At 60.8% G+C, this 25,525-nt stretch carries 26 protein-coding genes and 1 pseudogene; 16 read left to right on the top strand and 11 right to left on the bottom strand.

The annotated features are described in order from the left end of the window. Window positions 1–38: 38 nt before the first annotated feature. Complete coding sequence (locus B0W55_RS17650) at window positions 39–983, bottom strand: alpha/beta hydrolase (protein ID WP_077047213.1); 945 nt, start codon at window positions 981–983, stop codon at window positions 39–41. Between the two features lie 324 nt (window positions 984–1,307). Here B0W55_RS17650 and fadD2 point away from each other — a divergent pair, with 324 nt between their 5' ends. Continuing rightward, window positions 1,308–2,996 (top strand): long-chain-fatty-acid--CoA ligase FadD2, encoded by a 1,689-nt coding sequence (gene fadD2 / locus B0W55_RS17645; RefSeq protein WP_077047212.1) that lies wholly within the window; start codon window positions 1,308–1,310, stop codon window positions 2,994–2,996. 388 nt (window positions 2,997–3,384) lie between these two features. Next, the gene (gene fadD1 / locus B0W55_RS17640; protein WP_077047211.1) at window positions 3,385–5,085 is read left to right on the top strand and encodes a long-chain-fatty-acid--CoA ligase FadD1; all 1,701 of its coding nucleotides are present in this window, start codon (window positions 3,385–3,387) and stop codon (window positions 5,083–5,085) included. A 226-nt stretch (window positions 5,086–5,311) separates the two neighbouring features. On the opposite strand, the gene B0W55_RS17635 is transcribed toward fadD1, so the two are convergent. Further along, a complete protein-coding gene (locus B0W55_RS17635; protein WP_077047210.1) occupies window positions 5,312–5,689 on the bottom strand; it encodes a hypothetical protein in 378 nt (125 codons plus the stop codon). A 202-nt stretch (window positions 5,690–5,891) separates the two neighbouring features. Between B0W55_RS17635 and B0W55_RS17630 the strand changes: the two genes are divergently transcribed. The 3 genes from B0W55_RS17630 to def all read left to right on the top strand — a co-directional run bounded on the left by B0W55_RS17630 (window position 5,892) and on the right by def (window position 7,749). Continuing rightward, on the top strand, window positions 5,892–6,083 hold the full coding sequence (locus B0W55_RS17630; protein WP_077047209.1) for a CsbD family protein: 192 nt from the start codon (window positions 5,892–5,894) through the stop codon (window positions 6,081–6,083). 173 nt (window positions 6,084–6,256) lie between these two features. Then, window positions 6,257–7,213: a YihY/virulence factor BrkB family protein gene (locus tag B0W55_RS17625; RefSeq protein WP_077047208.1), complete on the top strand. Its 957-nt coding sequence runs from the start codon at window positions 6,257–6,259 to the stop codon at window positions 7,211–7,213. Then, window positions 7,210–7,749 (top strand): peptide deformylase, encoded by a 540-nt coding sequence (def, locus tag B0W55_RS17620; RefSeq protein WP_077047207.1) that lies wholly within the window; start codon window positions 7,210–7,212, stop codon window positions 7,747–7,749. Before B0W55_RS17625 ends, def begins: the two co-directional genes overlap by 4 nt. A gap of 126 nt (window positions 7,750–7,875) precedes the next feature. Here the strand turns inward: def and B0W55_RS17615 are convergent, their stop codons facing one another. Together B0W55_RS17615 and B0W55_RS17610 are read right to left on the bottom strand one after the other, a co-directional pair. Then, window positions 7,876–8,694 (bottom strand): class I SAM-dependent methyltransferase, encoded by an 819-nt coding sequence (locus tag B0W55_RS17615; protein WP_077047206.1) that lies wholly within the window; start codon window positions 8,692–8,694, stop codon window positions 7,876–7,878. 61 nt (window positions 8,695–8,755) lie between these two features. Beyond that, window positions 8,756–9,193: a GNAT family N-acetyltransferase gene (locus B0W55_RS17610; RefSeq protein WP_077047205.1), complete on the bottom strand. Its 438-nt coding sequence runs from the start codon at window positions 9,191–9,193 to the stop codon at window positions 8,756–8,758. A 789-nt stretch (window positions 9,194–9,982) separates the two neighbouring features. Here B0W55_RS17610 and B0W55_RS31630 point away from each other — a divergent pair. Both B0W55_RS31630 and B0W55_RS31625 read left to right on the top strand, forming a co-directional pair. Next, window positions 9,983–10,756: pseudogene (locus tag B0W55_RS31630) on the top strand (PAS domain-containing protein); the annotation flags it as partial. Between the two features lie 6 nt (window positions 10,757–10,762). Continuing rightward, a complete protein-coding gene (locus tag B0W55_RS31625) occupies window positions 10,763–11,302 on the top strand; it encodes a methyl-accepting chemotaxis protein (RefSeq protein WP_256576330.1) in 540 nt (179 codons plus the stop codon). 118 nt (window positions 11,303–11,420) lie between these two features. On the opposite strand, the gene B0W55_RS17600 is transcribed toward B0W55_RS31625, so the two are convergent. The 4 genes from B0W55_RS17600 to B0W55_RS17585 all read right to left on the bottom strand — a co-directional run bounded on the left by B0W55_RS17600 (window position 11,421) and on the right by B0W55_RS17585 (window position 15,631). Further along, the gene (locus B0W55_RS17600) at window positions 11,421–11,969 is read right to left on the bottom strand and encodes a hypothetical protein (RefSeq protein ID WP_077047203.1); all 549 of its coding nucleotides are present in this window, start codon (window positions 11,967–11,969) and stop codon (window positions 11,421–11,423) included. A gap of 165 nt (window positions 11,970–12,134) precedes the next feature. Further along, a complete protein-coding gene (locus B0W55_RS17595; RefSeq protein ID WP_077047202.1) occupies window positions 12,135–13,559 on the bottom strand; it encodes an MFS transporter in 1,425 nt (474 codons plus the stop codon). 189 nt (window positions 13,560–13,748) lie between these two features. Next, the gene (locus B0W55_RS17590) at window positions 13,749–14,387 is read right to left on the bottom strand and encodes a glutathione S-transferase family protein (protein WP_077047201.1); all 639 of its coding nucleotides are present in this window, start codon (window positions 14,385–14,387) and stop codon (window positions 13,749–13,751) included. 212 nt (window positions 14,388–14,599) lie between these two features. After that, complete coding sequence (locus B0W55_RS17585; protein WP_077047200.1) at window positions 14,600–15,631, bottom strand: LacI family DNA-binding transcriptional regulator; 1,032 nt, start codon at window positions 15,629–15,631, stop codon at window positions 14,600–14,602. Window positions 15,632–15,856: 225 nt separating this feature from the next. Here B0W55_RS17585 and B0W55_RS17580 point away from each other — a divergent pair, with 225 nt between their 5' ends. Further along, window positions 15,857–16,390, top strand: a complete 534-nt coding sequence (locus B0W55_RS17580; RefSeq protein WP_077047199.1) for a gluconokinase — start codon at window positions 15,857–15,859, stop codon at window positions 16,388–16,390. Between the two features lie 82 nt (window positions 16,391–16,472). Next, window positions 16,473–17,825 carry a GntP family permease gene (locus tag B0W55_RS17575; RefSeq protein ID WP_077047198.1) on the top strand — a complete coding sequence of 451 codons (1,353 nt, stop codon included), beginning with the start codon at window positions 16,473–16,475 and terminating at the stop codon, window positions 17,823–17,825. Between the two features lie 186 nt (window positions 17,826–18,011). Here B0W55_RS17575 and alaC read toward each other — a convergent pair whose 3' ends face one another. Continuing rightward, on the bottom strand, window positions 18,012–19,223 hold the full coding sequence (gene alaC / locus B0W55_RS17570) for an alanine transaminase (protein ID WP_077047197.1): 1,212 nt from the start codon (window positions 19,221–19,223) through the stop codon (window positions 18,012–18,014). A gap of 139 nt (window positions 19,224–19,362) precedes the next feature. Here alaC and B0W55_RS17565 point away from each other — a divergent pair, with 139 nt between their 5' ends. The 3 genes from B0W55_RS17565 (at window position 19,363) to B0W55_RS17555 (ending at window position 21,163) form a co-directional block, all read left to right on the top strand. Further along, a complete protein-coding gene (locus B0W55_RS17565; RefSeq protein WP_077047196.1) occupies window positions 19,363–20,025 on the top strand; it encodes a LysE family translocator in 663 nt (220 codons plus the stop codon). Between the two features lie 66 nt (window positions 20,026–20,091). Beyond that, window positions 20,092–20,577: a GyrI-like domain-containing protein gene (locus B0W55_RS17560; protein ID WP_077047195.1), complete on the top strand. Its 486-nt coding sequence runs from the start codon at window positions 20,092–20,094 to the stop codon at window positions 20,575–20,577. A 97-nt stretch (window positions 20,578–20,674) separates the two neighbouring features. Next, window positions 20,675–21,163: a GNAT family N-acetyltransferase gene (locus B0W55_RS17555; protein WP_077047194.1), complete on the top strand. Its 489-nt coding sequence runs from the start codon at window positions 20,675–20,677 to the stop codon at window positions 21,161–21,163. Window positions 21,164–21,258: 95 nt separating this feature from the next. Here the strand turns inward: B0W55_RS17555 and B0W55_RS17550 are convergent, their stop codons facing one another. Next, complete coding sequence (locus tag B0W55_RS17550; RefSeq protein WP_077047193.1) at window positions 21,259–21,744, bottom strand: N-acetyltransferase; 486 nt, start codon at window positions 21,742–21,744, stop codon at window positions 21,259–21,261. Window positions 21,745–21,885: 141 nt separating this feature from the next. Between B0W55_RS17550 and B0W55_RS17545 the strand changes: the two genes are divergently transcribed. From B0W55_RS17545 to B0W55_RS17535, 3 genes are read left to right on the top strand one after another with little or no spacing between them, the layout of a single operon-like run. Further along, the gene (locus tag B0W55_RS17545; RefSeq protein WP_077047192.1) at window positions 21,886–22,311 is read left to right on the top strand and encodes a nuclear transport factor 2 family protein; all 426 of its coding nucleotides are present in this window, start codon (window positions 21,886–21,888) and stop codon (window positions 22,309–22,311) included. Window positions 22,312–22,340: 29 nt separating this feature from the next. Then, complete coding sequence (locus B0W55_RS17540) at window positions 22,341–22,685, top strand: YciI family protein (protein ID WP_077047191.1); 345 nt, start codon at window positions 22,341–22,343, stop codon at window positions 22,683–22,685. 1 nt (window position 22,686) lies between these two features. Then, the gene (locus tag B0W55_RS17535) at window positions 22,687–23,919 is read left to right on the top strand and encodes an RNA polymerase sigma factor (RefSeq protein WP_077047190.1); all 1,233 of its coding nucleotides are present in this window, start codon (window positions 22,687–22,689) and stop codon (window positions 23,917–23,919) included. A gap of 162 nt (window positions 23,920–24,081) precedes the next feature. On the opposite strand, the gene B0W55_RS17530 is transcribed toward B0W55_RS17535, so the two are convergent. Continuing rightward, entirely contained in the window at window positions 24,082–24,936 is an 855-nt protein-coding gene (locus B0W55_RS17530) for a LysR family transcriptional regulator (RefSeq protein WP_077047189.1), read from the bottom strand. An 89-nt stretch (window positions 24,937–25,025) separates the two neighbouring features. Between B0W55_RS17530 and B0W55_RS17525 the strand changes: the two genes are divergently transcribed. Continuing rightward, window positions 25,026–25,463, top strand: a complete 438-nt coding sequence (locus B0W55_RS17525; protein WP_077047188.1) for a multidrug/biocide efflux PACE transporter — start codon at window positions 25,026–25,028, stop codon at window positions 25,461–25,463. Window positions 25,464–25,525 lie beyond the last annotated feature (62 nt).

The raw sequence follows: 25,525 nt of genomic DNA, 5'->3' as shown, positions 1-25,525 counted from the left end.
TCTGAATTCCTGTGACGAATAAAAAGATTCACAAAAAACTATTCGGTGCGGTGGGGCCGAGGGTTGTTCAGTGTCTGGTCGATCCAGGCCAACACATCGGCGGTCACTTCATCGCGGTTGGTTTCGTTGAACAGTTCGTGTCGGGCCTGGGGGTAAACGGTCAGTTGCAGGTTCTGACTGCCGGCCTCGCGCAAGGCGCCGGCCAGATCCTTCAGACGCTTGCCTTCGCTCACCGGATCACATTCGCCGCCGATCACCAGCAACGGCAGGCCCGGATCGATCTGAGCGAGATTGGACGCTTTGCTGATTTGCTGCAACCCGCCGAGCAAATCGATCCACAGCTGGTTGGTGCAGCGAAAGCCGCAGAGCGGGTCGTGGGCGTACAGGTCGACCTCCGCCGGGTCGCGGCTGAGCCAGTCGAAGGCCGTGCGAGCCGGTTTGAATTTCTTGTTGAAAGAGCCGAACGACAACCATTCGATCAGCGCGCTGCGCCCTGTGCGGCCCTGGCGCAGGCGTTCGAAGCGGGCGATCTGGCGTGCCGCGCGGTAAAGCGCCACGGGCTGGAAATTCGAACCACTGAGGACGGCGCCGTGCAGGCTGGCGCTGTGATGCAACAGATAGGCTTGGGCGATGTAGCTGCCCATGCTGTGGCCCAGCAGCACGATCGGCGTGCCGGGGTGTTGCTGGCCGATGTGTTGATTGAGGCACGCCAGGTCGCCAACCACTTTGGCCCAGCCGTCCTCATCGGCGAAATGCCCGAGAGTGCCGTTTTCGGCAGTTTTGCCATGTCCGCGCAGGTCCGGAGCGTACAGCGCGTAGCCGTTCTCACAGCATTGCTGCGCCAGCCGCGCATAGCGACCGCTGTGTTCGGCCATGCCATGGGCCAGCAGGATCACGGCCCGGGGCGCGCCGTCGGGTAGCCACTGGTTGACGAACAGTCGGCTGCGGTCACTGGTGGTGAGCCAGAACGTCTCATGGATCATGGCGATTCCTTTTGCTGATGCTAAACACAGTGTAGGAGCGAGCTCGCTCGCGATGGACGCCAACGATAACGCGGGAAACCTGACATCCCTTTTTGTTCTGAGGTTCATCGCGAGCGAGCTCGCTCCTACAGTAGTTGGTCCGGGATCAATCAGCCTGCGCCGCGGCACCAAGATTCACGCGATCTATGACACCCGCCCGCATATTTGCCTGATTGTCCATAGCTGCTAGTGTCCGTGAAGCTCCGCTTTTCTGCGTTTGGAGGCAAGCGACAGAAATGACAGAAAAGCGGCCCCGGATCGGCTCAGGTAAAGAGGACAAGAACAATGCAACCTGATTTCTGGAATGACAAACGCCCCGCCGGCGTACCGCTGGACATTGATGTCGCTGAGTACAAGTCGGTCATCGAGGTGTTCGAGCGTTCCTGCAAGAAGTTTGCTGATCGCCCGGCGTTCAGCAACATGGGCGTGACCCTGACCTATGCCCAACTGGAACGCTACAGCGCAGCGTTCGCCGGTTACCTGCAGGCGCATACCGATCTGGTGCCGGGGGATCGCATCGCGGTGCAGATGCCCAACGTCCTGCAATACCCGATCGCGGTGTTCGGCGCCTTGCGCGCCGGGCTGATCGTGGTCAACACCAACCCGCTGTACACCGCGCGGGAGATGCGTCACCAGTTCAAGGATTCCGGCGCCCGGGCGCTGGTGTACCTGAACATGTTCGGGCAGAAGGTCCAGGAAGTGCTGCCCGACACCGACATCCAGTACCTGATCGAAGCGAAAATGGGCGACCTGATGCCCACCGCCAAGGGCTGGCTGGTCAACACCCTGGTGAGCAAGGTGAAGAAAATGGTCCCGGCCTATTCCTTGCCCCAGGCCATTTCCTTCAAGAGTGCCCTGCACCAGGGCAGAGGCCAGGCCATCAAGCCATTGAATGCCGGCCTCAACGACATCGCCGTGCTGCAATACACCGGCGGCACCACCGGCCTGGCCAAGGGCGCGATGCTCACCCACGGCAACCTCGTGGCGAACATGCAGCAGGCGCGGGCCTGCCTGAGCCAGTCTTCCAGCGACGGACAGCCGCTGTTGCGCGAAGGGCAGGAGATCATGATCGCGCCGCTGCCGCTGTACCACATCTATGCCTTCACCGCGAACTGCATGTGCATGATGGTGACCGGCAACCACAACGTGCTGATCACCAACCCGCGGGACATCGGCGGCTTCATCAAGGAACTGAAGAACTGGCGGTTCTCGGCGTTGCTGGGGCTCAACACGCTGTTCGTGGCGCTGATGGACCACCCGGACTTCAAGACCCTGGATTTCTCCAGCCTCAAGCTGACCAACTCCGGCGGCACCGCGCTGGTCAAGGCCACCGCCGAGCGCTGGGAGCAGTTGACCGGTTGCCGCATCACTGAAGGCTACGGCCTGACCGAAACCTCGCCGGTGGCCTGCACCAACCCCTATGGCGACCAATCGCGGATCGGCACGGTTGGGCTGCCGGTGCCGGGGACCACGCTCAAGGTCATCGATGATGAGGGCGTCGAGCAGCCGCTGGGCGAGCGCGGCGAACTGTGCATCAAGGGCCCGCAGATCATGAAAGGCTACTGGCAGAAACCCGAGGCGACCAACGAAGTGCTGGATGCCGAGGGCTGGTTCAAGTCCGGTGACATTGCCGTGATCGACCCGGATGGTTTTGTGCGCATCGTCGATCGCAAGAAAGACATGATCATCGTCTCGGGTTTCAACGTGTACCCGAACGAGATCGAAGACGTGGTCATGGCCCACCCGAAAGTGGCCAACTGCGCGGTGATCGGCGTGCCGGACGAGCGTTCGGGGGAGGCGGTGAAGTTGTTCGTGGTGGCCCGTGAGGCTGGGGTCAGCCTTGAAGAGCTCAAGGCCTACTGCAAAGAGAATTTCACCGCGTACAAAGTGCCCAAGCACATCGTGCTGCGTGAGTCGTTGCCGATGACGCCGGTGGGCAAGATTCTGCGGCGGGAATTGCGCGATATCGCCTGATCGGTGATAGCCGCGCGTTGCGCGGATCCTGTAGAGCGAGCTTGCTCGCGATGATCATGAAGGGTGACGAGCAAAACCGGATGCCCGCGGCGGTCTCCGGTTTTTCGCGAGCAAGCTCGCGCCTACAGTTTTATCTTCAGCCCCGTTTTCCGAGGCCTCCAGAGCATAATGGAATTTTTGCTCTAAAATGACTGCCTGCCATTCTTGAGTCACAAATGTGACCGTAGAGGCCGCTTTTGGCTCTGGTCGCCCCTTGGCAAAGCTGCTACTCTCGGCGCGCTTTGTGACTTCTCGGCCTAGTAAAAAGCCAGACTCACCTATAGACAAACACCAATAATAATCGCATCAAATGCGGTGCTGAATTCGCGTTGCTGAGGAGTGGGCTTCCATGAACGAAGACTTTTGGAAGGATAAGTACCCAGCTGGAATTGCTGCCGAGATCAATCCAGACGAGTACCCGAATATTCAGGCAGTGTTGAAGCAGTCCTGCCAACGCTTTGCCGACAAGCCGGCGTTCAGCAACCTGGGCAAGACCATCACCTACGGTGAGCTGTACGAATTGTCCGGTGCCTTTGCCGCGTACCTGCAACAGCATACCGATTTGCAGCCGGGCGATCGAATCGCCGTGCAGTTGCCCAACGTGCTGCAGTACCCGGTTGCCGTCTTCGGTGCCATCCGCGCCGGTTTGATCGTGGTCAACACCAACCCGCTGTACACCGCGCGGGAAATGGAACACCAGTTCAACGATTCCGGCGCCAAGGCCCTGGTGTGCCTGGCCAACATGGCGCACCTGGCCGAGACCGTCGTGCCGAAAACCGGCGTCAAGCACGTGATCGTCACCGAAGTGGCCGACCTGCTGCCACCGCTCAAGCGCCTGCTGATCAACAGCGTGATCAAGTACGTGAAGAAAATGGTGCCGGCCTATCACCTGCCTAAAGCCGTCAAGTTCAATGACGTGTTGAGCAAGGGGCACGGTCAGCCTGTGAAGGAAGCCAGCCCGGCCAGCAGCGATGTTGCCGTGCTGCAATACACCGGCGGCACCACCGGCGTGGCCAAGGGCGCGATGCTGACCCACCGCAACCTGGTGGCGAACATGCTGCAGTGCAAGGCGCTGATGGGCTCCAACCTCAATGAAGGCTGCGAGATCCTGATCACGCCGCTGCCGCTGTACCACATCTATGCCTTCACCTTTCACTGCATGTCGATGATGCTGATCGGCAACCACAACATCCTGATCAGCAACCCGCGCGATCTCCCGGCGATGGTCAAGGAACTGTCGAAGTGGAAGTTCAGCGGTTTCGTCGGCCTCAACACCCTGTTCGTGGCGCTGTGCAACAACGAAGGCTTCCGCAAGCTCGATTTCTCGGCACTCAAAGTCACCCTCTCCGGTGGTATGGCCCTGCAACTGGCGGCCGCCGAGCGCTGGAAAGAAGTGACCGGTTGCGCCATCTGCGAAGGTTACGGCATGACAGAGACCAGCCCGGTGGCCACAGTCAACCCGATCCAGAAAATCCACGTCGGCACCATCGGCATTCCCGTGCCTTCGACCCTGTGCAAGATCATCAACGATGCCGGCGTCGAGCAACCGATGGGCGACATCGGCGAGCTGTGCATAAAAGGCCCGCAGGTGATGAAGGGCTACTGGCAGCGCCAGGAAGCCACCGATGAAATCCTCGACAGCGAAGGCTGGCTGAAGACCGGTGACATCGCGCTGATCCAGCCCGACGGCTACATGCGCATTGTCGATCGCAAGAAAGACATGATCCTGGTCTCCGGTTTCAACGTGTACCCCAATGAGCTCGAAGACGTACTGGCGACCCTGCCGGGCGTACTGCAATGCGCGGCCATCGGCGTGCCGGACGAGAAGTCGGGCGAGGCGATCAAAATTTTCATCGTCGCCAAGCCGGGTGTGACCCTGACCAAGGAGCAGGTGATGGAGCACATGCGCGCCAACGTCACCGGCTACAAGGTCCCGCGTTCGCTGGAGTTCCGCGACGCGCTGCCGACCACCAACGTGGGCAAGATCCTGCGCCGCGAATTGCGTGATGAAGAGCTGAAAAAGCTCAAAGCCAAGCAAGCGACCGCGTAACCAACAAAAAGCCCCGCAGATGCGGGGCTTTTTGTTGGCGAGCATGACGCTTTCAAGGCGAGCGAGCTGTTGTGGCGAGGGAGCTCGCTCCCGCTGGGCTGCGAAGCGGCCCCAAAAATCGTAACTGCGGTTCGCCTACAATGCTGGGGTGCCACCTTTCAGGGCTTCTTCGCAGCCCAGCGGGAGCAAGCTCCCTCGCCACGGAGTTCTCCTCCGGCCGACCGGGCTACTGCCGAAACGGCGCAAAATTGACGTTGGTGCCCGCCGGGCGCATGTCCTGCAGGTACGAGTCCTTGTCGGCGCTCAACTCCAGGCTCAGCGCGGCTTTGCGCTTGCCCTGGTTACGCACCACCAGGCCTTCGAGTTTCTCGCGCAGGAACACCGTCGGCACCTTCAGGTGCAGCAGTTCGTCGGTGTCTGGCGTGTGCATCAGCAGGTGAATCCACTCGTACTGACCAATGGCCAGTCGCGCCACCGGGATGTCGAACCACCAAATGTTGCGGTTGCGGTTCAATTCGGTGAAATGGCAGTTGTTGACGCCAAGCACAGCACCGCCAAGTTCCTGGTTTCTGCGGGCAATGGCCTGCTTTTTATCGAGTTTCATAACATTCCTGCGGGTGTTGGATCTTCAGCGTCAGAGCGCCGATACGTCGCGCATTCTCGGGGGTTGGCGGGCAAACATAAAGCGCAACTTGTCTGCCGCGATGAAATGTCCCGATGAAAATAAATGAAACTCCCGGTAAAAGCCTCCGGTCAACCTTGTGTAACGACTTTTTCTCATTGATTTGTTCCACAGGAGAAACACCATGGGCAGCACTGGCGATAAAGTAAAAGGCATGGCCAACGAAGCGGTCGGCAACGTCAAGCAAGGCGTGGGCAAGGCCACTGACAACACCAAACTGCAAGCTGAAGGCAAACTGCAGGAAAAGAAAGGTGAAGCGCAACAAGCAGTCGGCAAGGCCAAAGATGCCATCAAGAAAGGCGTCGACAAGGCTTGATCCGGCCCTTGATGACAAACATGAACGGCCATCCACGGATGGCCGTTTTTGTGTCGGCCTGAACTTGATTCATTAATTTGTTTCAAAGTCGCAAGGTAAGCTACTTTGATGAAATAAAACGGCCCCTGAGTCGCCATGACTTCAATCCCATTTTGCGGCGAAAGGAGACGCTAATGATTTTCCCGGACATGAGAGGCTTGCCCCTGCACCGTGTGATGGTGCGCACGGTCACCGAGTTCGTTGACGACGAAATGTCGACCTATGCTTCGGCGCTGGCCTATCAAATGCTGTTTTCGCTGTTCCCCTTCATTCTGTTCCTGATCGCCCTGATCGGCTTCCTGCACCTGCCGGACTTTTTCTCCTGGCTGCGCCTGCAATCGGAACTGGTACTGCCGCCCCAGGCGCTGGAGCAGGTGAACCCGGTGATCGACCAGTTGCAGCAGTCCAAAGGTGGCTTGCTGTCGGTGGGTATCGTGATTGCGCTGTGGACGGCCTCGGCCGGCGTGCGGTTGATGATGAGCGCGATGAACGCTGCCTACGATGTGGTCGAAGGCCGCCCGGCCTGGAAGCGTTTTCCGCTGTCGATCATTTACACCGTAGGTATCGCCGGCATGCTGCTGATCGCCGCGGCGCTGATGGTGCTGGGACCGCAAGTGATGAGCTGGATCGCCGCGCAAGTGGGCCTGGAATACTTCATTGTCACGCTGTGGACCATCGCCCGCTGGCCGGTGATCGTGATCCTGCTGATGGTGGCCGTGGCGTTGATCTACTACGTGATGCCTGACGTCAAACAGGAGTTTCGCTTCATCACGCCGGGCTCGGTACTGGCGGTGGTGGTGTGGATCATCGCGTCCCTGGGCTTTGGCCTGTACGTCAAGGAGTTCGCCAACTACAACGCCATGTATGGCAGTATCGGCGCGATCATCGTGCTGTTGCTGTACTTCTACATTTCTGCCGCCGTGTTGCTGCTCGGGGCTGAAATGAACGCGGTGATCGAGCACATGTCGAGCGAAGGCAAGGACCCGGGCGAAAAAGTCCCCGGCGAGCTGGACCACGAACCCAAACAACACGTTTCGGGCCTGGGTCGGGACCATTCGATCAAGCCCAGCACTGACGAAGTCATCAAATGATCCGTGACATCCTGAAAATGGGCGACGAGCGCCTGCTGCGCATTGCCCCGCCGGTACCGGCCGACATGTTCGACAGCCCTGAACTGTGGCAACTGATCGACGACATGTTCCAGACCATGGAAAGCGTTGGCGGCGTCGGCCTGGCCGCGCCGCAGATCGGTGTCGACCTGCAACTGGTGATCTTCGGTTTCGAGCACAGCGAACGTTACCCGGACGCCGAAGCCGTGCCGCAGACCATCCTGATCAACCCTTTGATCACGCCACTGAGCCCGATCATGGAAGAGGGTTTCGAAGGCTGCCTGTCGGTGCCGGGTTTGCGCGGGGCGGTGGATCGTTATCAGCAGATTCGCTACGAGGGCTTTGATCCCAAGGGTGAGCCGATCGTGCGTATCGCTTCGGGGTTTCATGCACGGGTGGTGCAGCACGAATGCGATCACCTGATCGGCCGGCTGTATCCATCGCGGATCACCGACTTCACCAAGTTCGGCTTCACCGAAGTGATGTTCCCCGATCTCGACCCCAACGCCGACGACTGATTCGAAGACGCCTCAAAACCAATGTGGGAGCGGGCTTGCTCGCGAAGGCGATGTGTCATTCAACCGATGAGTTGGCTGATCCACCGCTTTGGCGAGCCAGCCCGCTCCCACATTTGATCTTCGTTGTTATTTCGCGGGTTTGACGAACCGCAAGGTCATCCGGTCCGACTCGCCGATCGCCACATACTTCGCGCGATCCTTCTCACCCAACGTCAACGCCGGCGGCAAGGTCCACACGCCTTCGGGGTAGTCCTTGGTGTCCTTGGGGTTGGCGTTGATTTCACTCTGTGCCTCGAGCTTGAACCCCGCATCGGTGGCCAGCTTCACCACGTAGTCGGTGGTCAGGTAGCCGCTGTGCTTGATGTCCTCCAGCGACGCCCCGTCTTTGGCCCGGTGATCCACCACGCCCAGCACGCCGCCGGGTTTGAGCACCTTGAAAAACGCCTGGAACATCAGCGGCGCGGTGTCGGCCAGCACCCAGTTGTGCACGTTGCGAAAAGTCAGCACGGTGTCCGCTGAACCGGGCTTGCCGAAGGAAGGGGCCTTGGGGTCGAACTCCAGCACCTGGGCCTTGGCGTATTGCGCGGGCGTGGCGGCGAATTTGGCCTTGAGCTTTTCCTCGTTCTTGCGCGCGTAGTCGCTGACCGTCGGTGCCTGGACCGCGGCGATGTAGTGCCCGTGATCCTTGAGCAGCGGCGACAACACTTCGCTGTACCAGCCGTTGCCGGGGGTGATTTCGACCACCGTCTGAGTGGGCGCCAAACCAAAGAACTGCAGGGTCGCTTGCGGATGACGGTAGCCATCGCGGGCGACGTTTTCCGGGGCGCGCCAGTCGCCGGCCAGGACCTTGGCGTATTGATCGGCGGACACAGCAGGTGAGGCGGCATGGCTGAGGGCAGGGGTGAGCAGGGCGGTCAGTGTCAAAGCCAGAAGAGCGGGTTTCATGGGGCGTCCTGAGCGAAGTCGAAGTCGACGCCGAGGCTAGCACGCAGCCCTGTCGCGCTGATCACACATTATTGTCGGTGGTCCTAACCAACGGTTCTAAGCCCATGGCGATCATCGGTTTGCTACGGGCGTATCGGCTCAGGCGCTCGACCATGGCGTAGGGCATCGGCGGGTCGAAGCGAAAACCGCGACTTTCATAAAAGCCGCGCAAATCGGGATGGCAGAACAGCCACACCGGCAGCTCGAGACCCTTGACGGCTTCAGCGATCAGCGCGGCGGCGACACCCTGCTGGCGACACGCCGGATCGACGAACAACCCGGTCAGCCAATGCCCGCCGGACACCGGGCGCAGGCACAGGGCGGCGATGATCTCGTCCCTTCGCGCCACCCACAACTGGGCGTCGCGCACCGCTTTCATCGACGATTGATGGGCCCGATAAAACTTGTTCAGCAAGGGCCAGAGTGGTTCTTCGAGGCGGGTGTATCGGGTGGCGGGCATGGCAGTCGATCGGCGGTGTGCAGGGCGGGCGATTATAAAAGAACGCGGCGCCAAGGATAGGTGTATACCTGATCTCACATCCCCTGTGAGTGGAGTACGCATCATGTCCAAAGGTATGGATTCAAAGAAAGCCGACAAGAAAAAACCGGCCAAGACCGCCATTGAAAAACGCGCCGACAAAAAATCGAAAAAAGTGAATGTGTTCGGTCACTAGACACGACGCCCCCCTGTAGGAGCGAGCTTGCTCGCGAAGGCGCCGTGTCAGTCGCCATCGACGTTGCCTGACACACCGCTTTCGCGAGCAAGCCCGCTCCCACATTGGATCTGCATCGTTCACAACATCCATGCCCAACCCAAACATTGTGGGAGCGGGCTTGCTCGCGAAGAGGCCGGCACATCCAGCATCACTGCTGACAGACACACCGCCATCGCTGGCAGGCCAGCTCCCACAGGGGGTTTGGGTCGTTCACAACATCCATGTCCAACACAAAACATTGTGGGGGGCTTGTTCGGATGGTCTAAACCCTGGCCCAAGGCCTGCGCCCCCCTCACATCCATCCGCTGAACCGATTTTGTCCTCATGGCTGACCGAATAATGGCCGATTAGTGGCCTTGCGCGGCCAACGTTGCTGTCTATGCTAGCTGTAACTAACTGTGTCGGCTAATCCAGTCAACCGTGACCTGACCCTGTCCTTCCTTTGGAGGGGCGCGTGTGCTTACTGGATATGTAGTGGATTCAAAGACGGACCTTCAATCAACCGATAAGACCGCGCTTAGGGTGATACAACCATGTTTAACCTGCATAACAAGACGGACCTGCTGGAGATCGAACGCTTCAGCTGTGCGCTGGCCGAGGCCAATGCGAAGTTGGCCGCCATCAGCCGGTCGATGGCGATGATTGAGTTCACCCCCGAAGGCATCGTCATCGATGCCAACGAAAACTTTTGCAGGACCATGGGCTACAGCGCCGACGAAGTACGCGGCAAGCATCACCGGATTTTCTGTGAAGAGGCGTTTTACCGCAGCGAGGAGTACGCCAAGTTGTGGCGTGACCTGGCCCGGGGCGAAGCGGTGGGCGGCACCTTTTCGCGGTTGAACAAGAGTGGCCGCGAGATCTGGCTCGAAGCCAGTTACATGCCGGTGTACGGCGCCGATCGCCAGGTGTGCAGCGTGATCAAGGTTGCCACCGATGTCACCGACAGGATCAACAAGGAACACGAAAACGAAAGCAGGCTGGCGGCCATCGGCCGTTCCATGGCGGTGATCGAGTTCACCCCGGACGGCAAGGTCATCAGCGCCAACGATAACTTCCTCAAGACCATGCACTACTCGCAGAACGAAGTGGTCGGGCAGCACCACAGCCTGTTCTGTCACCGTGCCGAAGCGGAATCTTCGGCCTATAAGGCGTTCTGGGCTTCACTCAATCGCGGCGAGTACCACTCGCACCGTTTCGAGCGCAAGGACAAGTACGGTCATACGGTGTTTCTGGAAGCGTCCTACAACCCGTTGTTCGACGCCAAGGGCCGTCTGTACAAAGTGGTGAAGTTCGCCAGCGACATCACCAGCCAGATGACCACCCTGCAGACCGCCGCCGAATCGGCCCACAGCACCTCGGTGCAAAACGACGCCTGCGCGCGCAAGGGGTCGGAGGTGGTGCAGCAGACGGTGCAGATCATTCAGGACATTTCCCGGGACTTGAACGAAGCGGCCCTCAGCATCGATGCGGTGAGCAAGCAGTCAGACATCATCGGCACCATCGTGCAGACCATTCGCGGCATTGCCGACCAGACCAACCTGCTGGCGCTCAACGCCGCCATCGAAGCCGCCCGCGCCGGCGAGCATGGCCGAGGCTTTGCGGTGGTGGCCGACGAAGTGCGCAGCCTCGCCGCCCGTACCAGCCAGGCGACGCTGGAAATTGTCGATGTGGTGCGCAAGAACCACGACTTGTCGGTGAGTGCGGTGTCGAGCATGCAATCGAGCCTGAGCCGCACCGGGCTCGGCGTGGAACTGGCGAATGAGGCGGGGGAGGTGATTCTGGAAATCCAGCAAGGCTCGCGCCACGTGGTGGATGCCATCAGCCAGTTCAACTCGACGTTGCAGCTCAACTGACAGATCACACCATCCCCTGTAGGCGAGCGCTTGCTCGCGATGGAATGTCAGTCGCCACCGCTGTGCCTGACATACCTTCGCGAGCAAGCTCGCTCCTACAAGGGATGGTGCGTTGCCATTAAAGCGAAGCGAGGAACTTGTCGACCACCTGGGCCTTGTCCTTGTCACCGCTCTGTTGGGCTTTTTCAGCCTTGGCGATTTCTGCCTTGTCCTGCATGCGCTGGGCGATTTCCTCGCCGATCGCCTCCTGTTTCTCCGGCGGCATCTGGTCGACTTCTTCCTGGGTCAGGCCCATTTCCTTCAGGATCGAATCGCGCAGACGCTGTTCCGGGGTCTTGCTCATGTAGTCCTTGAATTCGGCAGTGGCCGAGCCGTCCTTGATCCGATCCTTGACGTCATCCGGCAGCGGCGCATTGACCGCTTGCAGGTTTACGCGAGTCTTGGCAAACGCCTCATCGACGTTGTCGCTTATTTTCGTGGCCTCGCTGACCTGTTGCGTGGCCTGCTGAGTAGCGGACTCCTGAACCTGCGTGGTTTGCGACTGCACATTGTTTTGCAGGGCCTGGGCCATGGCGCTTTGCAGGCCGGCGGCGGCTTCGGTGGTGGGGTCTTCGCCGGGACGCTTGGGAAGTGGTGTCACCAGGTTCTGTTTTGCACTGACCAACATGATGAAAGACCTTGTAGGTGATTGGGGTGCTGGGCATTCAGCAAAGAGCGTGCCTGATAAATAAATACCAATAAAAACAGTATGTTAGGAATTTTTATGACTTCAGACTAAAGTGAAAGCGGTCAACTTTTGCCGACGGGCGGCAGAGGTCGACCGCTCGAACCCTCAGCGATGGGCGATATTTTCCAGCGCCAGGTTGCGGGTGCGCGGGCCGAACCAGCCGATGGTCAGCATCACGATCAACATGCTGCCGACAATGAACGCCAGCACGCCGGGCGTGCCGAAGTGTTCGAGGAAAAAACCGATCAGCAAACTGCTGAACACTGTCGACAGGCGACTGAACGAATAGCAGAACCCCACCGCCCGGGCGCGGATGTTGGTGGGGAACAGTTCGCTCTGGTAGGAATGGTAACTGAAGCTCAGCCAGGCGTTGCAGAAGGTGATCATCACGCCGCAGACGATTAGCCCGACGGCGCTGGTCTGCACCGCGAACAAGGTGCCGAAGGTCATGGCGCCCAAGGCCGAGCCGACGATTTGCCACTTGTTCTCGAAACGGTTGGCGAACTTGACGAACAGCAGCGGCCCCAGCGGGTAGGCAAGGGTGATGACGAAGGCGTACGCCAGGCTGTGGGTCAGGCTCACGCCCTGACCGTTGAGCAGCGCCGGCAGCCAGTTGCCGAAGCCGAAGAACCCGATGGCCTGGAACACGTGGAACACGATCAGCATCAAGGCGCGGCGGCGATAGGGCGGCTGCCAGATATCGGCGAAACGGCCCTTGCCCTGAATCTCCACGTCGGCCAGTTCCGGTTCGTCCAGCGGTCGGCGCTGATCCTTCACACAGCGCGCTTCAATACGGGAGAGAATCTGGTCGGCCTCATCGAAGCGTCCATGTTGCGCCAGCCAGCGTGGTGATTCCGGCAAACGCGAACGCAGCCACCAGATGAACAGCGCAAACACCGCGCTGGCCAACACCACCCAACGCCAGCCCGACACCCCGAACGGCGCCTGGGGCACCAGCCACCAGGACATCAGCGCCACCGCCGGCACCGACGAGAACTGCACGAAGAAGGCGAAGGCGAAGGCTGAGCTGCGCATGCGCTTGGGCACCAGCTCCGAGAGGTAAGCGTCGATGGTCACGAGTTCGATGCCCAGGCCGATGCCCACCAGAAAGCGCATGCAGATGATGCCCAAGGCCGAACTTTGCACGCCCATGGCCACGGTCGCGACGGTGTACCAGATCAGGGCGAAGGTGAAGATCGCGCGGCGGCCGAAACGGTCGGCCAACGGGCTCAACAGGCTGGCGCCGAGGAACAGTCCGAGAAAAGTCGCCGAGGCGAACGCGGCCTGGTCGGAGAAACCGAACACACCCTGATTGCCGGTGGCGAAGATGCCGTCGGCGATCAGGCCGGGGCTGATGTAGGCGGTCTGGAACAGGTCGTAGAGTTCGAAGAAACCGCCGATCGACAGCAGCGCCACCAGGCGCCAGAGGGTCGAGACAGCAGGAAGGCGATCGATGCGCGCCGAAATCTGCGCGGCGCGCACCGGGTCGACGTGGTCTGCCGGTGTGGCAGCGGGGGTGTTGGCGGTCATGGGCAGGTCCATTTTTTATGATGGAGAAGCTTAGCCTGCTATCGGAAATCAAGGATTGTGAATTTCGGTGGCTGGGGCGCGAGATTTGCCGATTTATTGCAATGTTCAGTTACATATTGAAGATTTGTAGCGCACCCAACCTCTGTAGGAGCGAGCTCGCTCGCGAAAAACCTCCACCCCGGCACGCGCTCAAGGCAAGCCATTGCAGCAATGTTTAAGAAACCCGCGGTGCTGCGACAGACGCTTGAAGTACTCGTCCACCGCCGGATAGTCGGGCCGCTCGATGGGCGTCATCAACCAGCGGTTAATCGACAGCCCTATGACAATGTCGGCCAGGGTGAATCGGGACCCGGCAACATAGGCCTGGGTGCTCGCCAATTGCTGCTCGAGAATGCCCATCTTCTGATTCCAGCCCCGCACCCCGACTTCCAGCCGATGGGGGTCCTGGAATTGCGGGTCCTTGCGCACCAGCGACACGAACGCATAGCTCCAGGACGGATTGAGTTCGGTCGCCTGCCAGTCCATCCACTGCTCGACTTTGGCCCGGGCGGCCGGGTCGGTCGGCAACAGGTCGGCGTGGTGATGGTGGTGCTTGCCGGCCAGGTAGCGGCAAATGGTATTGGACTCCCACATCGCCCCGTTCTCATCGATGATCACCGGCACCTGGGCATTGGGATTGAAACGCAGGAATTCGGGGCTGTGGGTAGAGGCAAAGCCGCTGCCCCAATCTTCCCGCTCGTAGGCCAGGCCCAGCTCCTCACAGGTCCACAGCACTTTGCGGACGTTGATCGATGAGGCTTTGCCGAGGATTTTCAGTGTGTGGTCCATGGAGCGACTCCAGCGAGTAAGGCGTGTATCCAGTGTAGGAGGTCCGCCACCCGTGGCGAGCGAGCTTGCTCGCGACGGGCTGCGAAGCAGGCCCGGATCAGGCAACCGTTGATGTCCAACGCACCACGACGTCGGCATCGGGGGCGCTACGCACCCCAACGGGAACAAGCTACGCACCCCAACGGGAGCAGGCTCCCTCGCCACAGGCGGGTTCAGGTGCTTTCGCGCACCTTCAACTCAAACCCCATGTCCTGCACCGGTCGGGCCACGGTGTTGCCGGCCATCAGGGTCAGCATCTGTTCCGCTGCGCGGCGGCCGATGGCTTCGCGAGGGGTGTTGATGCTGCTCAGGCGCGGGACCATGTGGGCGGAGGCGGGGAGGTCGTTGAAGCCCAGGATCGCCACTTGCTCGGGGATCTTGATGCCATGGCGCAGCGCTTCGAGCAACGCACCCTGGGCCAGGTCGTCGTTGCCGAAAAAGATCGCGTCGACGTCCGGATGACTGGCCATCATCTGCAGGAACAGCTCGCCGCCCAGGCCCACCGATGACGGGCGCGGTGTCAGCACTTCCAGGGCCGGGTCATACAGGCCGGCCTTTTGCAGTGCCTTGCGGTAGCCCTCGCCGCGCAGCAATGTGCGCTGGTCGAGTTGTGCGCCAATGTAGGCCAGGCGCTTGCGACCCCGGGACAGCAGATGCTCGGCGGCGGTTTCGCCGGCGGCAAGCTGCGAAAAACCCACGCAATTGAGGCCCGCGGCGCTGTCCAGCTCCATCATGTACACGCAAGGAATGTTGCTGGCCTCGATCATTCGCCGCGAACTTTCGGTGCGGTCGAAACCGGTCAGCAACAACCCGCGAGGCTGATACGCCATGTAGTTGCGCAACAGGTTTTCTTCTTCGTCGCGCGAATAGTGGAAGTTGCCGATCAGCACTTCAAAGCCCTTGGGGCGAAGGACCTGATGGATGGCTTCCAGGGTGTCGATGAACAGCAGGTTGGACAATGACGGCACCAACACCACCACCGAATGGCTCTGGGCCGAGGCCAGGGCGCGGGCAGCGGAATTGACCACGTAATTGAGTTCACGGGCCGCGCTTTGCACTTTTTCCACCAATTCAGTGGCCACAGTATTGACGCCACGCAAAGCGCGCGAAGCAGTGATCGGGCTCACGCCAGCCAGGCGGGCAACTTCGTTCAGGGTAGGGCGGCCAGTGGTGCGTGTATTTTTATCGTTCTTGGATGAGGTCATCGACGGCTTGCCAAACAAAATTCAAGGCACTAAGGTAGCGCTGTCTCGATGCAGCTGCAAATGCGTGAGCGGGGGTTGCCTGATCCTCGCTTGCTGGCGTTTTTTTGGCATTGGGAACGAACACGCTGCAACCCACAAAAATGACAAGAAGGCGTCGGCAACTTCTACTTTTGATCCAGTGTCATAACTTGCAAAGGTAGCGCTGTCTGCGCGCTGAGGTGTTACATGAATCATCCCATCACCGCCCTGGTCATCATGGGCGTTGCCGGTTGCGGCAAGACGTGCGTCAGCGAGGCCCTGTGCCAGCTCAGCGGCGCCACTGCCATTGAAGGCGACACTTTCCACCCTGCCGCCAATATCGAAAAGATGAGCGCGGGTATCCCCCTTGACGATGAAGACCGCGCCGGCTGGCTCGACAGCCTGTGCGACGAACTGCGCCGCGTCGACGCCCTGGGCCAGCGCCCGGTGTTGACCTGTTCGGCTCTCAAGCTCATTTACCGCGAACGTCTGCGCAGCGCCTTGCCGGGCCTGGGCTTCGTGTTCCTTGAACTGACCCCTGAAGTGGCCGCCGACCGCGTGTCCCACCGGCCGGGCCACTTCATGCCGTCGACCTTGATCGACAGCCAGTTCGCCACCCTTGAATCCCCCGTCGGCGAGCCACTGACCCTGGCCCTCGATGCATCGACCCACAGCGTCGATCAACTGGCGGTTCAGGCGCATCACTGGTGGTTGGAACACGGCCTGAAACGCGCCGGTTAATTTTTGCTTGCAGAGATAGCGCTGTCCTTATGGCTTTCGAATTACCCGCTTTAATAACAACAACAACCAGGAGACACCCCTAATGTTTGGCATGTCCCACGAGACGTTCCTGCTGCTCGATGCAGTGGTCACGGTGATCGGGCTTATTGTCCTGATCACCAAGTTCAAGTTTCACCCCTTCATCGCCCTGATCATCGCCGCGGCCTTCCTCGGGCTGACGTCCGGCATGCCGATCGGCACCATCATCAAGGCGTTCCAGGACGGCTTCGGTGGCGTGCTCGGTTTCGTCGGCATCATCCTCGCGCTGGGCACCATGCTCGGCAAAATGATGGCCGAGTCGGGCGGGGCAGACCAGATCGCCCAGACCCTGATCCGCGCCTTCGGCAAGGACAAGGTGCAGTGGGCCATGATGTTCGCCGCGTTCCTGGTGGGCATCCCGCTGTTCTTCGAAATCGGCTTCGTGCTGTTGATCCCGTTGGTGTTCATCGTCGCCCGGCGTACCGGCGTGTCGATCATCAAGATCGGTATCCCGCTGCTGGCCGGCCTGTCGGCGGTGCACGGCCTGGTGCCACCGCACCCGGGCCCGCTGCTGGCGATCGGCGTGTTCGGCGCCGACATCGGCAAGACCATTCTGTACGGCCTGATCGTCGCGCTGCCGACCGCCATCATTGCCGGCCCGATCTTCGGTACCTTCATCGCCAAGCACATTCCGGGCACGCCCAACCAGGAGTTGGTCGATCAACTGGCCCGCGAACCGGACGCCAAAGAACTGCCGAGCTTCACCATCACCCTGGTCACCGTGCTGCTGCCGGTGTTCCTGATGCTGCTCAAAACCTTCGCTGACGTGGTGCTGCCGGACGGCAACTTCTTCCGCACCTTCATGGACCTGATCGGCCACCCGATCTCCGCGCTGCTGCTGGCATTGCTGCTGTCGCTGTACACCTTCGGCCACCGCCAGGGCATCGACTCCAAGCGCATCCTCAAACTGCTGGACGCCAGCCTCGCGCCGACTGCCGCGATCATCCTGATCATCGGTGCCGGTGGTGGCTTCAAGCAGATGCTGGTGACCAGCGGCGTGGGCGACGTGATCGGCCACATGGCGGTCAACGCACAAATCTCGCCAATCCTGCTGGCCTGGCTGGTAGCCGCGGTGATCCGTATCGCCACCGGTTCGGCAACCGTGGCCACCATCACCGGCGCCGGTATCGTGGTGCCGGTGGTAGGGATGATTCCAGGGGTCAACCGTGAACTGCTGGTGCTGGCCACCGGTGCCGGCTCGCTGATCCTGTCCCACGTGAACGACGCCGGTTTCTGGCTGGTCAAGCAGTACTTCAACATGACCGTGGCCGAAACCTTCAAAACCTGGACCGCCATGGAAACCATCCTCTCGGTGGTGGGCCTGGGCTTTATCCTGCTGTTGTCGATGTTCGTCTAAGCACAACCGGCAGGCACAAAAAAACCGCAGCGATGCGGTTTTTTTGTGGCTGGATTTCAGGGTTCACCCAAAACCCATGTGGGAGCGAGCTTGCTCGCGAAAGCGGTGGATCAGTCGCCGAAGAGATTGACTGACACGGCCCCTTCGCGAGCAAGCCCGCTCCCACAATGGGAAATGTGTCAGGTGTCAGGATTTGGTGACGAGCCCATCCGCCCGGAACATCCCGCGAATTCCGCGCACCGCCTGGCGAATTCGGTCCTGGTTTTCGATCAGGGCGAAGCGCACGTGGTCGTCGCCGTATTCGCCGAAACCCACGCCCGGGGAGACGCAGACCTTGGCTTCGGCCAGCAGCTTCTTGGCAAACTCCAGCGAACCCAGGTGCGCATAGGCCTCAGGAATCTTGGCCCAGACGTACATCGAGGCCTTGGGGTTTTCCACCATCCAGCCCAGTTCATGCAGGCCCTTGACCAGCACGTTGCGCCGCTGCCGGTACTGCTCGGCGATGTCGCGCACGCATTGCTGATCGCCTTCGAGTGCGGCAATGGCCGCCACTTGCAGCGGGGTGAAAGTGCCGTAGTCGTGATAGCTCTTGATCCGCGCCAGGGCGTTGACCAGTTCCGGGTTGCCGACCATGAAGCCGATGCGCCAGCCCGCCATGTTGTAGCTCTTGGACAGGGTGAAAAACTCCACCGCGATGTCCTTGGCGCCCGGCACCTGCATGATCGACGGGGCTTTCCAGCCGTCGTAGACGATGTCGGCGTAGGCCAGGTCGTGCACCACCAGTACGTCGTACTGCTTGGCCAGGGCGATGACGCGCTCGAAGAAGTCCAGCTCCACGCACTGCGCGGTGGGGTTGGACGGGAAGCCGAGGATCATCATCTTCGGTTTCGGGATCGAGCCACGAATCGCCCGCTCCAGTTCAGCGAAGAAATCCACCCCCGGCACCAGCGGCACCGAACGCACCTGGGCGCCGGCAATCACGGCACCGTAGATGTGGATCGGGTAGCTCGGGTTCGGCACCAGCACCGTGTCGCCCTGGTCCAGGGTCGCCAGCATCAGGTGCGCCAGGCCTTCCTTGGAACCGATGGTGACAATGGCTTCGCTTTCCGGGTCGATGTCGACCTCGTAGCGTTGCTTGTACCAGTTGGAAATCGCCCGGCGCAGGCGCGGGATGCCCTTGGACGTGGAGTAACCGTGGGTGTCTTCGCGCTGGGCGACCTGGACGAGTTTGTCGACGATGTGCGGCGGCGTGGCCCCGTCGGGGTTGCCCATGCTCAAGTCGATGATGTCTTCACCACGACGACGGGCGGCCATCTTCAGCTCGGCGGTGATGTTGAAAACGTAGGGGGGGAGTCGATCTATGCGCGCAAAGCGGCGCGGCGAACCTTGTTCGGCCATTGTTGCCTCGGATAACGTAAGCGCCCGGAACCGTCCGAGCGACGCTGGTCACTGCGGTGACCTGTGGCGGAATGTAAGGGCAGCTGTGGCAGACTGTCCAGCCTGAATGTAAACAAATTTTTCCGAAGGATAGGGTTCGATGGAATTTACCAGTGGCTTTTTGTTGAGCCTTTCGCTGTGCCTGGACATCGGCGTGGCCAACATCGCGATGATCACGCTGGCGATGCAACGTGGCTATTTTCAAGGCTTTGCATTGGGCCTGGGCACCTGCGTCGGCGACTTGATCTACGCGGTGCTGGCGCTGGCCGGCATGACCGTGTTGCTGCAATACGACACCGTGCGCTGGGTACTGTGGATCGGCGGTTCGGCGCTGCTGGTGTACTTCGCGGCAAAGATGATTTATTCGGCGATCCACCATGAGGCGTTGCTGGCCGAGACCGCTGAGGTGGGCCACAACTCCCATCGCAAGGAGTTCTTTCGCGGGATTTTCCTCGCCATGTCCTCGCCCAGTGCGATCCTCTGGTTCGCGGCGGTGGGCGGCACGCTGATCGCCCGCTCCGGTGGCGGCGGTCCGCTCAGTTCAGCGTTGTTCCTCGGTGGTTTCCTCTGCGCCGGGCTGTTGTGGTCGGCCGGCCTCTGCTTTGCAGCGAGCCACGGCGGCAAGTTGCTGGGCGACAAACTGTTGCGTTACTCGTACATGGCATCGGCGGCGATCTTCTGCTATTTCGCGGTGTACGTGATCCTATCGGGTTACAACGAGTTCGTGGGCGCCGCTGCCGTCGAGCAATTGCACGCCCTGTAGGTGGGCGAATCGGGTTTGGCCACTATACTCCCAGCCGAACCCATTTTTAGTTCCAGGAGTTGCGCCATGGATGAGCAAAAACGCTTCGAACTGTCGGAACCGCGCTACGAACACGGGCACTTTTTGTTGATTGCCGGGTTCGGCGGGCAGTTCAACCAGCAGACCGTCAAAGGCATCGCCGAACTCTGGGAAAAATTCCTGCCCCACATCGGCAATGTGCCGGGGCAAAAAGGCGAAGTGACCTACGGCGTCGGCTGCAATTTCGACGGCAAGGGCGGCTTCGATTACATCGCCGGGGTCGAGATCAGTAAGCTCGACGATTTGCCGGACACCTATCGCTGGGTAGAGGTGCAGCCGCAGCAATACGTGGTGTTCGAACACAAGGGGCCGCTCCAATCCCTGCCGCAGACTTTCCAGTACATCCATGGCACCTGGCTGCCGCAGTCCGGGCACGAGCTGTTGGCGGCCCCGGAGTTCGAACGCTACAGCGAAGACTTCAACCCCAGGCTCAACACCGGCACGCTGGAAATCTGGCTGCCGATCAAGGCCTGATCCGGGCGTCGGGAGGCGGATCCCACGATTCGTCTCTCGATGTCACCTCGGCGCTGATTTATCATCCCCGGCCTTCCCCCTCTGATTGCGACCCGCCATGAACACCGTCATCCGCAACGTCACGCCCGCCGATCTGGACCGCTGCTACACCATCGAGACCCTTGCCTACGAAGGCGACGAAGCCGCCACCCGCGAAAAAATCGCGACCCGCATCGCCACCTGGCCCGAAGGCTTCATCGTCGCGGACGTGGACGGCGAGGTTGCCGGTTTCATCAACTCCGGCGCGGCGTTCGAGGTGGAGATGTCCGACGAAGCCTTCAAGGAACTGATCGGCCACGACCCGGACGGGCCGCACGTGGTGATCATGTCGGTGGTGGTGCACCCGGACTATCAGGGGCAGGGGCTGGCGAAATTGCTGATGGGCGAATTCATCGAGCGTATGCGGGGGATGGGCAAGGTCAGCATTCATCTGATGTGCAAGGAACGGCATATTCCGCTGTATGCGGGGTTTGGTTTTGCCTACGTCAAGCCATCGGCGTCCGACCATGGCGGCATGGCGTGGCATGAGATGCTGCTCAATCTCTGATCCTTACGAAGATCCCCCAGTGTTAGCGGATTTTATGTGGTGAGGGGATAAATCCCCTCACCACGAAGCCCGTACACGTCAGGCCGCAGGCCGCTTCAGAACCTCAACCCCATCCGCCGCTCATACCCGATCCGCCCCTTGTACGCCTCGCCACTGTCGACAAAGCCATACCGGGCATACAGCCCGATCGCCGACTCATTGTCCGCATCCACCGACAACTCCAGCCCCCGGATCTCGGGCCAGGCCAGTCGCGCCGCTTGCGGCAGCGCTTGCAGGCAGGCCTTGCCATAGCCCTTGCCCTGGGCCCGCTGATCCACCTGCAAGGCATGCAGCGTGGCGCTATGCTCATCAGCCCAGGCCGGCAAAACCGGCGGGCGCTTGAGCAGCAAGAAGGCCACCGGCACATCGGCCGCCAGCAGGGCAAAGCCTTTGACGCCGGGGCCCGGTTTGGACAGCAACGTGTGCAAGGCACCGTGGATGTCACCGGAGAACTTGACCTGCTCGGGATGAACTTCAATGGCCTCTACCTGCTGGCGCTGCAGCGCGTTCAGGCTTTCGTAAGGCACGAGTCGGGTTGTCACTGGAGTGTCCTTTTTCCAACAGAAATGAGCCTTCGATTCTAGCGATTCCGGCCGTCGGGATTATTTTTATTTCAGCTGTCGATTCACCGGATCCGCAGACGACTAAAGGGTGTCTTCACAATAAAACCACGGAGAACCACCATGAGCGCGACCCATGAAATCCAGACCCTGATCGACACCTATCGCCAGGCGGTGGTCGCCAAGGATGTCGAGAAAATCATGAGCTTCTATGCCGATGACATTGTCTCCTTCGACGCGGTCAAGGCCCTGCAATTTCGCGGCAAGGCGGCCTACCGCGCGCACTGGCAGGCCTGCATGGAAATGTGCCCGGGCCCGCACAAGTTCGACTTCGACCACATGAACATCGTCGCCGACGAACACATCGCGTTCGCCCACTGGCTGGCCCACTGCGGTGGCACCAACGAGCAGGGTGAAACCCAGGCCTGCTGGATGCGCGCGACGGCCTGCTATCGCCGCGATGCGGGGCAGTGGCGCATCGTTCACGAACACTGGTCAGCGCCGTTCGACATGGCCAGTGGTGCGGCGCTGTTCGAGCTGCAGCCTTAGTCTGCCGATCCGTTCATTGGGAGAGTGCGATGAAATACCTATGCCTGGTCTACAGCGATGAACGCCTGTTGCATTCGCTGCCCGAAAGCCCCAAGGACGAAGAGTGCATGGCCTACGCCGAGTCGGTCCAGGGCAGTGGCCGGATGGTCGCCGCCGAAGCACTGGAGTCTGTACAGACCGCCACCACCGTGCGCATGCGCAACGGCAAGCTGTCGATCACAGACGGCCCGTTTGCCGAAACCAAGGAGCAACTGGCCGGCTTCTACCTGATCGATGCCAGGGATTTGAACGAGGCCCTGCAACTGGCCGGCAACATCCCGGCAGCGCGGGTCGGTTGCGTCGAAGTGCGCCCCGTGCGCCAGTTGAACGTCTGAGATGCCGGGGTCGGTGAAGGCGCGGGTCGAGCAGGTTTATCGCCAGGAGTCGCGGCGCATTCTCGCGACCCTGATCCGCCTGCTCGGCGATTTCGACCTCGCCGAAGAAGCCCTGCACGAGGCGTTTTTCGTCGCGGTGCAGCGCTGGGAACAGGACGGCGTGCCGGACAACCCGCGCACCTGGCTGGTGTCCACCGGGCGCTTCAAGGCCATCGATGTGTTGCGACGACGCGCACGGTTCGCCGCTTCGCGCCCGATGCTGATCGCGCAACTGGAGGCGCTGGAACAGGCCGACTGGAGTGACGAAGACGTGGAAGACGATCGCCTGCGTTTGATCTTCACCTGCTGTCACCCGGCCCTGGCGGCCGACGCCCAGGTGCCGCTGACCCTGCGCGAAGTCTGCGACCTGACCACGGAGGAAATCGCCCGCGCCTTTCTCTCGGCGCCGGCCACCATCGCCCAGCGCATCGTGCGCGCCAAGGCGAAAATCCGCGATGCGAAAATCCCGTATCAAGTGCCGTCCCTGGCCGAGTTGCCCGAGCGCCTGGACAGTGTGCTGCGGGTGATTTACCTGGTGTTCAACGAAGGCTACTCGGCGTCCGTCGGTGCGCAGGTGACCCGCGAAGAGCTGACCCGCGAAGCGATTCGCCTCGGTCGCTTGCTGATGGAATTGTTGCCCGAGCCAGAAGTCATGGGGTTGCTGGCCTTGATGCTGCTGCATGAATCGCGGCGGGTGGCCAGGACCTCAGACAGTGGCGAGTTGATTCTGCTGGACGACCAGGACCGAAGCTTGTGGGACAGCGAGATGATCGCCGAAGGGTGCGCGCTGGTGGAGCGAGCACTGAGCTCCCGGCGTTTCGGCCCGTACTGCCTGCAAGCGGCGATTGCCGCGGTGCATGCCGAAGCGCCTTGCGTAGAGGACACCGATTGGGTGCAGATCGTCGGGCTGTATGACGTGTTGCTGCGGGCCGTGCCTTCACCCGTGATCGAACTGAACCGCGCGGCGGCCATCTCCAGGCGCGATGGGCCGTTGGCGGGATTGGTGCTCGTGGACGCGATACTGGATCGCGGCGAGCTGCTGGGCTACCACCTGGCGCACTCGGCGCGGGCGGAGTTCTGCCGGCAGTTGGGCCGGGTGGAGCAGGCGCGGGCGGCGTATAAGCGAGCGCTGGAACTGACCCAGCAAGCGCCGGAGCGGCGGTTTATCGAGGCCCGGCTCAAGGCGTTGCAGTGAGGTATTCACCACCATGGACCGCGCTCGTCGGAACAACTCGATCACCTGTGGGAGCGGGCTTGCTCGCGAAAGCGGTGGGGCAGTCAATGCATGTGTCGACTGATCTACCGCCTTCGCGAGCAAGCCCGCTCCCACATTTGTTATCCATTGTTTGGTCGATCGCTATTCCAGCATCTTGCCCAGCAACCAGCTCCCCGCCGGCCCCGGCGGATTGAGCCGCGACCACAGCGCGTCCACATACACCGTCTTCGGCCAGCCACGCACGTGCAGCTCCTGCAGCGTCCCAGGCCCAAACCGCTCCACCAGCCAACGCGGCAACGGTGCCCAGCCGAATCCGCCCTGGGCCATTTCCAGCAGCATCAGGTAACTCGGCGCTGACCACACCCGGCCCTTGGCGCGGCTTTCGTAGGGATTGACGATGGTTGCCAGGCGCAATTCGCGGTGCTGTTGCAGCGCGTCCTGGTCGATGTGGACCATCGTCGCCAAGGGATGCGCAGGCGACACGAACAGGGCGATTTCCGTACGCTCGTCCACCGTGGAATTGACCAGGTCCGGCGGGTAACTGTCCTGCATTTCGGCGAAGGCCAGGTGCGCCCGACCGCTTTGCACCAGCGCCACCAAATCGTCGCATTCGGCGATCAGGCATTCGAATTCCAGGTCCGGGTAACGCTGCTCGAAGGCACTGAGCGCCGCTTCAAAACGGTCGGACTGATAGGTATCGGACAGGGCCACGGTCAATTTCGCCTCGACCCCTTGAGACAACTGGCTGGCGGACATTTCCAGACGGCTGGTGGCGGCGAGGATGTCCTCGGCCCGTTGCAGCATCACGTGGCCGGCGGGGGTGAGGGTGGGTTTGCGGCTGCTGCGGTCGAACAGCACCAGGTTCAAATCGATCTCCAGGCTGGCCACCGCCGCGCTGATGGTCGACTGACTGCGGCCCAGTTTGCGTGCGGCTGCGGAAAAAGACCCTTGAGTCGCCGCCTGGACGAACGCCTGCAACACTTCCTGGGATGCCATGAACTATCGCCTTGATCGATGGTTATTGGTTATGAAGTATCGGTGCGATGGCGGACCATGGCAACACAGTCACTCAAGGGAGTCTGGTCATGAGCACTAACAAATCCATCACTGAGCGTATTTTCCAGGCCATCGGTTTCGAGCTGCTGGCCATCCTGATCTGCACCCCGTTGCTGGCGTGGATCATGGACAAACCGATGCTGGACATGGGCGTGGTCACCGTCGTCATCGCCGTGCTGGCCCTGGCCTGGAACGTGATCTTCAACGGTGTGTTCGACCGGGTGCTCAAACGCCTGGCCATTGCGCATAACGCCTGGGTTCGGGTGGTGCATGCGCTGTTGTTCGAAGGTGGCCTGGTGGCCCTGGGCGTACCGCTGATCGCGTGGTGGCTGAACATCAGCCTGTGGCAGGCGTTTTTGCTGGATATCGGCGTGTTGCTGTTTTTCCTGCCGTACACCTACGTTTACCACTGGGTGTATGACGTGGTGCGCGAGCGGATGGTGATGCGTGAGCACTGCAACGCATAACCTCTGGGAGCGGGCTTGCTCGCGAAGGCGGTGGGTCAGTCGACACATGTATTGACTGACCC

This window comes from Pseudomonas sp. KK4 (genome assembly GCF_001984065.1).
Classification (GTDB): Bacteria; Pseudomonadota; Gammaproteobacteria; order Pseudomonadales; family Pseudomonadaceae; genus Aquipseudomonas.
This window is presented reverse-complemented; position numbering and strand designations above follow the sequence as displayed.